This window comes from Eisenbergiella sp. OF01-20, assembly GCF_003478085.1.
In the GTDB taxonomy this organism is placed as follows: Bacteria; Bacillota; Clostridia; order Lachnospirales; family Lachnospiraceae; genus Eisenbergiella.
In genome coordinates this window covers 111,670-125,180 of the sequence record NZ_QUES01000012.1, presented here as the reverse complement: position 1 = coordinate 125,180, position 13,511 = coordinate 111,670, and the positions used below count along the sequence as shown (strand labels likewise).

General features: G+C 53.0%; 8 protein-coding genes. 4 read left to right on the top strand and 4 right to left on the bottom strand.

Annotation, left to right across the window (positions count from 1 at the left end; genetic code table 11):
* Window position 1: 1 nt before the first annotated feature.
* From DXA36_RS15610 to DXA36_RS15600, 3 genes are all read right to left on the bottom strand, one after another.
* Window positions 2–955, bottom strand: coding sequence for an ABC transporter permease (locus tag DXA36_RS15610; RefSeq protein ID WP_118680445.1), 954 nt, complete (start codon window positions 953–955; stop codon window positions 2–4).
* Between the two features lie 147 nt (window positions 956–1,102).
* A complete protein-coding gene (locus tag DXA36_RS15605; protein ID WP_118680444.1) occupies window positions 1,103–2,860 on the bottom strand; it encodes a hypothetical protein in 1,758 nt (585 codons plus the stop codon).
* Between the two features lie 49 nt (window positions 2,861–2,909).
* Window positions 2,910–3,974 carry a LacI family DNA-binding transcriptional regulator gene (locus DXA36_RS15600; RefSeq protein WP_118680443.1) on the bottom strand — a complete coding sequence of 355 codons (1,065 nt, stop codon included), beginning with the start codon at window positions 3,972–3,974 and terminating at the stop codon, window positions 2,910–2,912.
* A gap of 321 nt (window positions 3,975–4,295) precedes the next feature.
* On the opposite strand from DXA36_RS15600, the gene DXA36_RS15595 reads away from it, so the two are divergent.
* Window positions 4,296–7,493 carry a beta-L-arabinofuranosidase domain-containing protein gene (locus DXA36_RS15595; RefSeq protein WP_118680442.1) on the top strand — a complete coding sequence of 1,066 codons (3,198 nt, stop codon included), beginning with the start codon at window positions 4,296–4,298 and terminating at the stop codon, window positions 7,491–7,493.
* 18 nt (window positions 7,494–7,511) lie between these two features.
* On the opposite strand, the gene DXA36_RS15590 is transcribed toward DXA36_RS15595, so the two are convergent.
* Window positions 7,512–9,467, bottom strand: a complete 1,956-nt coding sequence (locus DXA36_RS15590; RefSeq protein ID WP_118680492.1) for a glutaminase domain-containing protein — start codon at window positions 9,465–9,467, stop codon at window positions 7,512–7,514.
* 416 nt (window positions 9,468–9,883) lie between these two features.
* Here DXA36_RS15590 and DXA36_RS15585 point away from each other — a divergent pair, with 416 nt between their 5' ends.
* The 3 genes from DXA36_RS15585 to DXA36_RS15575 all read left to right on the top strand — a co-directional run bounded on the left by DXA36_RS15585 (window position 9,884) and on the right by DXA36_RS15575 (window position 13,510).
* Window positions 9,884–11,932: a VIT and vWA domain-containing protein gene (locus tag DXA36_RS15585; protein ID WP_243114671.1), complete on the top strand. Its 2,049-nt coding sequence runs from the start codon at window positions 9,884–9,886 to the stop codon at window positions 11,930–11,932.
* Entirely contained in the window at window positions 11,919–12,740 is an 822-nt protein-coding gene (xrtK, locus tag DXA36_RS15580; protein ID WP_118680440.1) for an exosortase K, read from the top strand. Before DXA36_RS15585 ends, xrtK begins: the two co-directional genes overlap by 14 nt.
* A gap of 146 nt (window positions 12,741–12,886) precedes the next feature.
* Window positions 12,887–13,510 (top strand): PilZ domain-containing protein, encoded by a 624-nt coding sequence (locus DXA36_RS15575; protein ID WP_182479097.1) that lies wholly within the window; start codon window positions 12,887–12,889, stop codon window positions 13,508–13,510.
* Window position 13,511 lies beyond the last annotated feature (1 nt).

Genomic DNA, 13,511 nt, shown 5'->3' with positions numbered 1-13,511 from the left:
CCTAAAACAGTCTCATATCCGTCACTTTGGCGGAAATCTTATTTGCTATCATTACCAGCGCAAAACCAATCACCGATTTCATAAGGCCCACCGCGGTGGCAAAGGAATATCTTCCGATCTGCACCCCGTAGCGGTATACATAGGTATCGATGTTTTCATACACCTCTTTGGTCAGCGGATTTCCGATGAGCAGCTGCTGTTCAAAGCCCGCATTCAGGATATTCCCGATATTCATGATGAAAAGCAGAATAATGGTGGGTGCGATCCCCGGCAGCGTGATATGCCATACCTTGCCGAACCGTCCCAGGCCGTCCACAGCCCCCGCCTGATACAGCTCCTGATCCACGCCCGCTATGGCCGATATATAAATGATAGCCGACCAGCCCAGATCCTTCCAGATATTCGCACTGGTGAGGATCCCCCAGAAATAGTTCTTTTCGTTCAGGAAAGAAATCGGTTTTTGAATCCATCCGAAATGCATCAAAAGGGAATTGATATTTCCCTCCGTTCCCAGCAGGGTGAACAAAATACTTGCCACTACCACCCAGGAGATAAAATACGGCAGATAGGAAATCGTCTGGATGACTTTCTTAAACAAGGTATGATGGATTTCGTTCAGCAAAAGGGCAAAAATAATAGGCATCACAAACCCGATTGTCATGGACAGCCCGCTGATCACCAGCGTATTGCGGAAAACCCTCCACATGTCGGGAAGGCTGAAAAAATCTATCCAGTTTTTGAAGCCTATGAAATCACATTCGAAAAGGCTTCTGCCCGGTATATAATCAAAAAAGGCAATGATATTTCCCATCATGGGAATATAGCAGAAAATAAGCACCCACAGAAGAGCGCCTGCACAGATAATCCACATCTGTTTTTGTGTACGGAAGGATTTTATCACTTCTTTTGCCGGGATCCGGTTCTTATTGGGACTTTTATTCTTCTTATTTTTCATCGGGCTTCCCTCCCCGTATATTCAAAAATACGTGTTATTTGGCAGCAATTTCCTTATTTTAAGGACAAAGATGGGAGGCAGCGTACCATGCCGCCTCCCATGTGCGTTATTCCGTCAGCATAACGGTCCGGCCGGAACCGCAGCCCGTCAGCCTTCCTGTCCTTCAAACCTGGTGACATTGGCTTCGTACTGGGACTTCACATATTCGGTCAGTTCTTCCAGCCCCAGGCCGTTGCATTTTTCTCTTGCTTCCATAAAGATCTGCTCGCATTCCTCCGCCGAAGCCGCGGTAATCATACGGGCCCACTCCGTTTCCAGCATATCTTTTATGGTCTGTTTCGTAATGGTGATTTCCGCATTGGGATCATAGGTCACATTATACATGGAAATATCCTTCGCCTGGGCATTGTAATACCCCCAGCTTAAACGGATTCCTTCATCGGAAAAGGTTCCGTCCTCATTCACGGGCCAGTAATCATATACCGATACTCGGTCCACCCGGGGATCGATATTGTCAAAATTCTGGGTATCGTCGGTGCGCAGCCACTGTCCGTTCAAAGCGATCATATAGGTACCGCCGCCGTTCTGGCTTTCCCTTACGGTATGGAACGTGGTTTCCTTGGTGTCCACGTTAAGGATAGCATCATCCATCAGCCAGGTTCCGTCCTCGTCTATTTTCCAGACATTGTCTTCATCCGGGGCACCCCAGCCCATGATAAAGTTGCCTATTTCGCTGTTTTCCCAGTTCAGGTAACGCATTACCATACCCAAATCCTTACATTTATCGGTAATGATACAGCGGTAGCTTCCCAGGAAATTGGCGGTCAGCAGGGTGGTATCTTCCATTGCCACATCCTCCGCATGGACGGATACATTGGCAAACCTTTTTTCCACGGTAAAATTGTCGGGATCCTGGGTTGCCCAATACTGATGGCCGCCGGTCCATCCGTACCACCAGGTTCCGAAGTTCCCAAGGATCTGCTCCGACTGCATTTTCGTCATCAGGGTTTCATAATCCGTGCTCAGGAAATCCGGGTCAATCATACCTTCCGTATACATCTTGTTCACGAACTTGGCGATTGCAAGCCCTTCCTCCGTATTCAGCCAATGTGTGAAGGTACCTGACGCCTCGTCGTGCTTATATTCATTGACAAACCCGTAGGCTGCCAGCATGCTTTTCAGGAAATTCTGCCCTTTATCCGTACTGGAGGCTGCATAGGTAGTCTGACCGTTGGCATTCACAGGATGGTTGGCAAGGACTTTTTGCAGCGCCTCATAGTACCCCTCCGGCGTGGAATACATCTTGTCTTCGCCAAGCTCCTTCCAATAATCATAACGGATACCGAAATCATAACCTGCCACGTTGGGATTGTAGCCATAGAGATTGGCAAGCTTATAGATACGGCCGTCCTCGCTCTTTAACATATTCAGGTAATTCCCGTACCGGCGTGTGATGTTGTCCCCATACATTTCAAGCGCCTCGGTCAAATCCAGCGCCTTCCCCTGGGCGATGAATTTATCCGCCATTTCATCCGTCATGTTGGTGATAACAGCCGGATAATCACCGTTTGCCAGCATCAGATTCAGTTTTTCATCCATGGCCGTGCTGTAGAACTGCCAGTTGACCTGTACATTCAGGTTATCCTTCATCCAGGTGTCAAGCTTGGCTTTTCCGCCGTATTCGTCCTTCATCAGCTTTTCCTGGTCCCCTTCGCCGCCGTATACATCCAGGACCAGCGTTTCTTCAGGCACCACCCAGCCCCATTCGTTTTCTTCGCCCTCCAGCTGTGCGTTCGACAGATCCGCAGATGCGGAAGGCTGCCCTTTGCCTCCGCCGCAGCCCGTGAGCAGGCCGGCCGTCAGGACCGTACAAAGTGTCAGCGCCATCCATTTCTTTCCATGCATTTTCTCTTCCTCCATTTTCCTATTGTCTTAAGAACCGCAGACGGGCCGGTTAACCCTTGTCTGCCTCCGAACGGCTCCGGAAGCTTTCTCTCTCCTTCAGACAGCAGGACAGCTCCCTGTGCTTGTTGGTTATTTCCCTGCCGCCAATGAGATCCACCACAATCTGGGCCGCCTCCCTGCCGATTTCCGTCATAGGTAACTCCACGCTTGTCAGCTGCGGCTCCACAAACCGGCACAAATCAATGTCATCAAAGCCGGCGATTTCTATTTGCCCCGGTATTGCCAGGCTTCGTTCCTTCAGCGCCTGCATGGCACCGAGGGCCATCCAGTCATTCATGCAGTAGATGGCGGTGGGGGGATTTTCCAGCGCCAGCAGCTGCATACATGCCGTGTAGCCGCTTCCGTCGCTCCAGTTGCCATACGTGATCAGGGCGGGATCGAACGGGATTCCCTGCTGCATCAGCGCTTCCTGATACCCCATCATACGGCGGTAGGTGGGAACGGAATCCACCGGCCCGCTGATCAGGCCAATCCGCCGGTGCCCTTTCTGCGCCATTTTTTCCGTCAATTCCCTGGAGATCACCTGGTTGTCACAGTCTACGGTAATATCCCCCTCTTCCTTTGTATAACAATACGCATATACCAAAGGCATATCGGTGTTCAGCAGATTGCTCACATCCCGGTTATGCATACCCACATAGATGACGCCGCTGACGCCCGCCGCCCGGAAGATATTCAGCTTTTCCCGGATTTCCTCCCGGTAGTTGACCACCTGGGTATAATCCTGGATGCGCCCGTTCCAGATCTTATCGCTGAGCGCCAGATCTCCCAGAATAATCTGGTATTTCATTTCATCCGCCGCCTGGTTGATCCCCTTCAGGACACTGCTCACCTGAAATGTCGTGACATCCTCGGAGAGAACCCCTATTATATTGGTTTTCCTGGAACGCAGCGCCCTCGCCATCATGTTCGGCTGATAATCCAGCTCCTTCATGACTTCCCGGATCCGCTCCGCCACCTCAGGGCTGACCTTATCCAGCTTATCATTGAGCACGTAGGAAACCGTAGCTGTCGATACCCCTGCCCTCTTTGCAACATCCTTTAATGTAGCCATATTATCCTCCGCCGTATCCTGCTATTCGTGGTTAGTTAATCGAATAACTAAAAGTTTTAAAGAAATGCCATATTATCGTATGGCATAACAGAGCTTGATTTTTCAACATTAAATTTATTCCTATATTATTGCTGATTAATTACTTTTATTCGTATGTTTTAATTATTTTTGATTATAACTAACTTTTAATCAATTAGTCAATATGTGATTTTATATAAGTTAATCGATTAATTTTTGTGCAACAAGTACATTGCTTTTCCTTCTTCCCCGCTTTTATAATCAAGATGTAATTTTCCGGCAATTATAAGGAGGAGAAAGATTATGACCGTGCATCAGACACTTCACGCCCCGCCGTCCCTGCATTACGATATGAAGGATATATCCGGAACCATCGTGCCGGATGTTTCCGGCAGCGGTTTTGCAGGGGTCATACGGGGGCAGGACAGAGGAGGCGCTTTTCTGGAACAGGAAACGGTTTTCGGCCATTCCCTGCCGATCCTAACGCTTACCGGCGGCTCCCGGGGCGGTTATCTGCAGCTGCCCGACGGCTGTATCCGGCAGGGCGGCGGCATTACCGTCAGCTTTTATATAAAGGTGAAGGAGCTTGCCGGGTACGGCGCCCTCTTTTCTTTCGGGAAAGACAGCTGCTTTTACCTGTCCGCACAGCCCTGCCCCGATGATCCGGATTCCATCCTCCTGTCCCCGGGAGCCACCACCGGCGGGCGAAGCCAGGAGGCGGCTCTTGCCGAATGGGTTCCCATGCGTAAAAACACCTGGTTTCATGCGGCTGTTACCTTTGATACCCGGCTGCCGTCCGCCCTTTCCTTCTATGTGGACGGCAGCCCTGCCGCCGAAGCCAGCCACCGGCGTATGAATGCGGAGGCTCTGGCGGGCTGTACGGACTGCTTTTTTGGTTTCGGATCGCTGTCGCAGAATGCGGTATCCATGTCCGTTACCGATATCCGTGTGTTTTCCCGTGTTCTGGACAGCAAAGAGCTTTTTTCCCTGTTCCGCATTTCGGATCCGACCCGCCTCGAACTGGAAATGGAAGCGCTCTGCCGTCTTTTTTCCGACCGGATGACAGAACTTCCCGTCCTGCCCACTGCCGGATCCCTGGGAGCCGGTTTCCGTTTTAGAAGCCTGACCCCGGATAGCATTACCGGCGATCTGCGTCTGATCCGGCCCGCGGCCGGCAGTCCGGATCAGACGGGCCGTTTACAGGTTACCGCTTCCTACCGGGACAGCAGGCTGGAAAAAACCATTTCCTTTCTTGTCCCTGCCCTGCCGTCGGATGCGGAACGGCTCCGGGAGGATCTGGATGCGGTTACCCTCCCTTTCCCGGGCCACGTTGCCGGAGACCTTTCCCTGCCAACAGGCGGGGCAAACGGCTCCCGTTTTACCTGGAGAAGCGGCGATCCGGCCCATATATCCTCCGCTGGAAAGGTTATCCGGCCGGAAAAAGAACCGCTGTCCGTTACGCTCTTTCTGGAAGCCGGGCTGGGCATGGCAAAAGGGGAACGGGGATTTACGCTCACCCTGTATCCGGTTTACGGCCAGGAAAAGCCGCTGCGCATCCGTTTTCCCCAAAAAGGCGGCCGTCCGGCTGCCGGAATTCCCCTTCCGCGCGCCAAAGCTGTCCGTCTCCGGGAAATCACCCTGCTGGATTCGTCTCTTTTTGGCGGCAACCAGAAGCGCTGCCTGGATTACCTGCAGCTGTTGGACTGCGACCGCATGCTTTACCATTTCCGCCGGACCTTCGGGCAGGACACCCTGTCCGCCCGGCCTCCGGGAGGCTGGGAAGAGCCTTCCGGACTGCTGCGCGGCCATTCCACCGGCCATTTTCTCTCCGCCCTGGCTTATGCCTGCGCCTCCACGCATGAGGATTACTGGAAACAGAAGGCGGAATATATGATAACGGAATTACGCAGGCTGCAGCTGTTGTCCGCCGGCGATCCCGCGGCGTTTGCCACCGCCTGCACGCCTGCCGACGCCGCCCAGTCCCTTTGGAGCCGTAACCCGGCCGAATGGGGCGAAGGCTATCTGGGGGCCTATCCCCCGGATCCGTTTGCGCTGCTGGAGCAGTTCACCCCCTATGCCACTATCTGGGCGCCCTATTATACCCTGCACAAGCTGCTGGCCGGTCTGCTGGACTGCTATCTGCAGCTGGACAGCCGGACCGCCCTGGATTGTGCGGAAGGGATCGGCCTCTGGGTTTACAGGCGGCTTTCTGCCACCGCCCCGCAGCAGCGGGATAAGATGTGGAGTATGTATATCGCCGGAGAATACGGCGGCATGAACGAATCCCTGGCCCGCCTGTACCAGATAACCGGGAAGACAGAATTCCGGGAGGCTGCGGCCATGTTTGACAATACCCCGGTCTTTGACGGACTTGCCCGGGGGCTTGACACCATCTCCGGGCTGCATGCCAATCAGCATATCCCCCAGATGATCGGCGCCCTGCAGGAATTCATCACCACCAGAGAACCCCATTATTACCAAACCGCCAGGAATTTCTGGGAGCTTGTGACCTCCCATTATGCCTATTCCACCGGCGGCGTGGGCAGAGGGGAGAATTTCAAAGAGCCGGATATCCTGGCAGGCAACATTGAGGGCAGCCGAAACTGTGAAACCTGCGCCGCCTACAACATGCTCAAGCTCACCGGTATGCTTTCCTTTTATGATCCGCAGGACAGCCGGCTTATGGATTATTACGAAAGGACCCTTTATAACCAGATCGCGGCCAGCCAGAACCCGATCGTCCGGCCGGACGCCCACCACGGCGTTACGTATATGCTGCCCATAGGCCCCGGTGCCGTAAGGGAATACAGCAATGACTATGATGATTTTACCTGCTGCCACGGCACCGGCATGGAGAACCATGTCCGTTATACCGAGCACATATACCATGCGGGGGCCGACGGCAGCCTGTATATCCAGCTTTACCTGTCTTCCTCCCTGTACTGGGAGGAAAAAGGGATCACACTGACCCAGAAAACAGATTTTCCCTCCTCCTTCAGTGTGTTCATACCCGACAGGAATGCCCGTCTGAAGCTTTTCTTCCGCATTCCCTTCTGGTGCCGGGAGGACTTTTGCATCTGTGTCAATGATATCCCGCAGCCCTTTGTTCGTACGGCAGAAGCAACTCCCCTGTACGATACCTTCTGCGGCGCGGACTCCCTGACCGGACAATCCGGCGGCTATGCCCTTCTGGAGGGTGATTTTGCCGGAGGCGACCGTATTACGGTACATATGCCCTGCCGTCTCCACCTGTGCTATACGCCCGATCCCCTGGAAGGGCTGCCGGCAGCCAGCCTGATGTACGGCCCTCTTGTAATGGCGGCCCTGCATCCCGGGACAGACTGGATTACCCTGAACCTGCCTCCTGTCACGGAGGATGCCTTTGTCATGAAAAAAAAGGCCGGCATACCCGTACTCTGGTATGACGACCTCCCATTCGTTCCTATGTATGCGGCACACAACACACCGTACCACACGTATTTTAAAATCAATCTCCTGTAAGCGGGGGCGGGGCGGCCGTCATTTATGCATCAGCATAGGCATAAAGATACCGCCTTGCACACTCCGTGCAATAAAATGACAGTATTCCCCGGAAACGGTGTCATACCAGTCGGAAAAAGGCACCCGGGACGGCGTTTCTTTCACATAGGCCGCCACAGGGGCGATTAGCGCATCCGCCTTTTCCCTGTCCTCCGCCATTGCGGCACACCAGAGAATCCAGTCGCTTTTGGTATAATTCTTTCTGGAATCCAGCGGTACCCCGTACGTATTTTGTTTCTTACGATAATAGTCGATTTCCTTTTGAAAAACTTCCTCCCGGAACAGGCCGCTTCCGAAGAATTTATCCCATACCATATTATACTTCAGGCTCCAGGTATCCCCGGCACCGAACGACAATGCCATATGATCCCCGGCATTCCCGCGTTCTTCCCAGTCCTGCGCCATTCTTACAGCCTTCCTGTGGTATTCTTCCGCCATTTCTTCCTGTCCCAGCCAGCCTGCCAGCAGGGCAAACGCCTCAATCCCCATAATGGCCTTGGCGGACAGATTCACATTGTGGGCCAGATGCCCCGCAAAGTCATCGGTACACAGCTGTTCTCCCGGATCCGCCCCATAAGCCAGCAGATATTCACACCATTTCTTCAGCACCTCAAAATAAGGCGCCGCGAAGTCCGGCGTACCATCCTGTTTGCATACCGCCGCAGTAAGTATCAGCATATTGCCGCATTCCTCCACCGGCATCTGGTATCTGAGATCATAAATTCCGCTGCCTGCAGGATACTGATAAAAGAACGGGAACACACAGCCGTTGCTTCCGTCATACGCGGTACCGCTCTTTTCCCCGTCCAGCCCGTATACCTGGCCCGTGGCATACGGATAACGCCCGACATCATGAGGGGCGAAGTCAAACTCCCACACATCGCAGGCGGCAAACGTAAATACCGGACGCAGCATTCCCTTTACATATTCCGTATTGTAAAGCAGATACAGCGGCGCTGACGGATAGGTGATATCAACGGTGCCCAGACAGCCGTTGGAATCGTTTTCCTTGGAAAGGAATATCAGATTTCCCTCCTTATCTGTGATCAGCTTATGGGCCGCAAGGGAATGCCGGTAGCTCAGGCAGCAAAGCAGCGCATAATCCTGCCCTCCGATGGCAGACGCCTGTTCTTCCAGCCGGGCATCCTGCCCCGCGCATTGCTGCTGCACCCGTTCCTTATCCGCGAAGCTGGCCCCGATGGCATCCAGAATCGTGTCATAGGTTTCGGTCCAGTAGGCTTTTTTCCATTCCCCGAAATAATTAACAGACAGCAGATCGTCATATGCCACCACCAGTTCCCCGTGTCCGTACTGCGTCCCCAGCTTAACGGAAGCCGTCAACTGTTCCCCTCCCCGGTCAAAACCTACCCGGGAATAGGCATCCTGAACCGCCAGATACGCATATCCCCAGTCAATGGTAATGTTATCGCCGCTGTTTCCCAGCGGCTTCTGATCCGCCTTTCCCATAACCGCATAGGAAAAGCTGTCCGTCCGATAAGCCCCTCCCACTACCGCGCCCGGCGTATAACGCACCAGATCCGCAGAAAGCTGTAAATCGATGGTCACATCGGCCGTCTCCGCCTTCCTTACCACATCAAAGTCCACATAGGTACACGGCCTGGATACCAGAACCGGATCCTCCAATAAAAGCGGGGATGTAAAGACAGCCCTCAGCTTTATTTTGTCATTTTCAAAGGTATAAGCCGTGCCCGTCGCCGTAATCTCAAGCCCTGTCTGCAAAATGACCTGATGGAATTCCCTGTCCCCCATAAAACAGAAGGTTTCCCCGTCAACCGTCAGGTAACCTCGGATCCTCTGCCTCTTTCCGCACCAATGCACGGTATCGGATTCATAGAGCTTATCCGTTCCCGACCAGATACTGAAATAAGGATCGTGCAGTACGATTGGTACGCTTGCCACTCTGTCTACTTTCATAATCTCTCCTTTTCTCTCATCCCCATCCATCCTGGCAGGGGTGTAGATAAAAAAAGTTGGTGCCGCCATGGTTTTCCCCGGCTGGATGGATCACTGGTATGCCATTTACTGAACAGTTACATTTTACCGCCATCCATTGCTGCAAGAAATAGGGTTTTCCCGCAATTCAGTGAGGAATACACGCATTTTAGACTCTGGGGGACACCCTTCTTTTTCCTCTTGCCGCCTTTCCCGTAACATGATGCAAAAATGATGCATCTTTGATGCTATTTTGATGCCCGCACACACTAAGCTATTCATAAAGGACAGGAGGGCCTGCTCCGGGCTGCATCCGTCACCGGCCCCCGTCTTCAAAAAACATCACAGACTGCGGTTCCTGCGCAAGGATCCGTCGGAACGAATGAGGGGTAATCATCATGAAAAAAAAGAAATACCGGTTTTGTATCCTGTCCCTGCTGCTGCTTTTAGGCGCACCTGCCATGGTTGTCCGTGCATCGGAATACGATGGGGATCCGGACGCCGCCCTTGCTCCCTACTTTCTTATCGACGGTATGGAGTCCTCCACAGAACGCTTCCCATTGAAGGAAACCAATGTATCCACCACTATCAACGGCGTCTTTGCCGAAACCTTCGTCACCCAGACCTACGCCAACGAAGGACAGGAACCGATCAACGCCAGCTATGTTTTCCCGGCTTCCTCCAGAGTGACCGTACACGGCATGAAAATGGAAATCGGCGATGAGATAATCACGGCAAAGATAAAAGAAAAGGAAGAGGCCAAGCAGGAATTCGAACAGGCCAAAAGCGAAGGGAAAAGCGCTTCCCTGCTGGAACAGCAGCGGCCCAATGTCTTTACCATGGATGTGGCAAATGTCATGCCGGGGGATACGATCCGCATTGAGCTGCATTATACGGAACTGCTCACTCCCACGGACGGTGTTTACCAGTTCGTTTTCCCCACGGTGGCAGGGCCTCGGTATACCAGCCCGTCGGTTCCCTTAAGCCTGGATACGGAAAAGTGGATTGCCAGCCCTTTTTTGAAATTCGGGGATACGTCGCCGGAGAAATATACGATTGATGTCAGCCTTTCCGCCGGCCTCCCCATTACACAGCTGGAGTGTACTTCCCATGATATTGACGTGGCATGGGATAACCAAACCCGCGCGAAGGTCAGTCTTTCCCATCCGGAGGAATTTGCGGGAAACCGGGATTTTATCCTGGATTATAAACTAACCGGCCAGGAAATAAGCAGCGGGCTTATGCTGGGCACCGGGGAATCGGAGAATTTCTTTATGCTGATGGTGCAGCCGCCGGAACGATTTACACCGGAATCCATTCCTCCCCGGGAATATATATTTATCCTGGATGTGTCCGGATCCATGTACGGCTTTCCTCTTGATACCGCAAAGGCGCTCATAAAGGATTTGGCCGGAACCTTACGGGAAACCGACCGTTTTAATGTCCTGTTGTTTTCCGATACCTTACAGCAGATGGCCCCTGCGTCGGTACCCGCCACCGCCGCCAATGTACAAAAAGCGATTGCCCTCATCGATCAGGAAGAGGGCGGAGGCGGAACCGATCTGGCCCCTGCGATGGAAACGGCACTGTCCCTTCCTGCCGCTGCGGGAGCCGCAAGAAGCATTATCGCCATCACGGATGGTTACATTTCCGGGGAACAGGAGATTTTCGATATTATCCGCAGCAACAGCGGGGCTGCCAGCTTTTTCTCCTTCGGCATCGGAAGCTCGGTCAACCGGTATCTGATAGACGGCATAGCCAAGACGGGGCTGGGTGAATCCTTCGTGGTAACACAAACCAGCGAGGCGGCTGCGGCGGCGGAACGGTTCCGCACGTATATACAGTCTCCTGTGTTGACGGACATCCAGGTAACCTATGACGGCTTTGAGGTTTATGATATAGAGCCGCCTGCGCTCTCCACCCTTTTCGCCAGCAGGCCTGTCATTCTTTTCGGGAAATGGAAGGGGCAGCCGTCGGGGACCATACACATCACCGGGAAAACCGGGGGCCGCGATTATGCAGAGGATATTCCGGTATCCGCCGCCGTGCCAGCGGAAGCAAACAATATCATTCAGTACCTGTGGGCGCGCACCAGGGTGGAACGGCTTACCGACTACGGGATTACAGAAAATCTGGAGGGAGCCGCCAAAAAAGAAGTAACCGAACTAGGCCTTCGATACAGTATGATGACCCCCTATACTTCCTTCATTGCCGTAACGGAAAAGGTCCGCAATACGGAAGGCAAAAGCACGGATGTGAAACAGCCGCTTCCGCTTCCCATGAATGTTTCGGAGCTGGCTGTGGGGGGCGGGTATACCGTAGGCTCCGAACCGGCAGGCATCCTTCTGGTTCTCCTCATGGCCGGGGTATTGCTCCTGAATACCTTGTATCAGGCGGGAAAAAAGAAACCTGCAATCGCGGAAGGGAACACGCATGACAATAGCTGACATCAAATCCATGGTACAAAAAAACGGGATATTCTATCTGACCGGCTTCTTCCTTCTTCTTGGGATAAAATATTTTTACAGCAGAGCCGCTGTTTCGGATCTCAGATGGATCCTGGCCCCCACCGCAGGGTGGGTCAGGATCCTGAGCGGGATTCCTTTTGTATACGAACCCGGAGCCGGGTATGTAAACCATTCCTTCCGGTTCCTCATTGCCGCTTCCTGCTCCGGTGTACAGTTCCTGCTCATTGCCTTTGCCACGCTTCTTTATTCCTTCGTACACCGTATGCCCACAAAGGGGAAAAAGATGTGCTGGACGGCATGCAGTTTTCTCTTTTCTTATGTATATACGGTGCTGGCAAACGGGATACGGATTGTCCTTTCCCTTTATCTGCCCCTTTCCCTTCCCCGGGAGCTGTTTTCCGGGGGATGGCTGACGCCGGACAGGTTTCATACGATTACGGGGGCCGTTGTCTATTTCACCGCCCTCTTTATCCTTTACCGCCTGGCTGCAGCGTTCACCGGACAGCCCCCGCTTACGAGACAGCCGGCCCGTTCCGGCTGCGTTCCGGCCTCCGCCCCCGTCCTCACTTTCCTGCGAAGATGCCTCCCGCCGCTATTCTGGTACTTCACCATCGCTCTGGGCATTCCTTTTCTGAACGGAGCCTTTGGGAATAACCAAAAGGCATTTACAGAATATGCCCTGATCCTAGCAGGCACAGGCCTTCTGCTCCTGCTTCCCGCCGGCCTCGCCACCCTGTTTCCGGGCCGCAGGCATAAAAAAGAAGGGGATTCGCCCGGCCGGGGGTAACCCCCTGGTACCGCCCGGCGTATTTACACCGGACGGTTCTCAACCGCACAGGCGGAACTTTTTTTACTTCGGGACTTAATATTTGCCGGCAGACAGCCGATAGAATAACAGGATTGTAAAAATTTATACTTCCGGAGGTAACGAAAGTGCTGCCAATTAAAAACTGCCGAAAATGCTACCTTCTTCATCCCAAGAACAATTCCTTTCTCTGTCAGGCTGACGTGGAATTTTCCGGCGATGAGGAAATCACACTCTCTTTTACGGACTGGAACCCCAGAAAGAAAAGCATCTGCGGGCAGGCCGTGCTTTTTTATGATTCCGTAAACGGGCTGGTAACCTGTACCTGCGACCTGCTGGATATCCGTCCGGATCCGGAGAAGAAAGGTTATCACAAGGCCCTGTGCCGGATACAAAGCATACAGGATCTGGTAAACCGGCATGAGGATTTCCGGCTTTCCATATCCTTGTCCATCCGTGTGACTTATTCCGATGCGCAGGGGAAGAAGCCGGTAACGGTGGCCGGTATTACGACGAATCTTTCCGCAGGAGGGCTTTATTTTATTACCGCAGAGCCTCTGCCTGTTCCTTCCTTCCAGATCCGCTTTTACCATAACATCCTTCCCTTTGTGTTTCAGGCCCGGGTTCTGCGCAAGAATGAACTGGGGAATAAACGGTTCGGCTACGGCTGCTGTTTTGAGAATCTTTCCTCCAATGCGGAAAGCATGCTGCGGGGTTATATTTTTCAGATGGAAACCCGGCCTAAAAATTAAC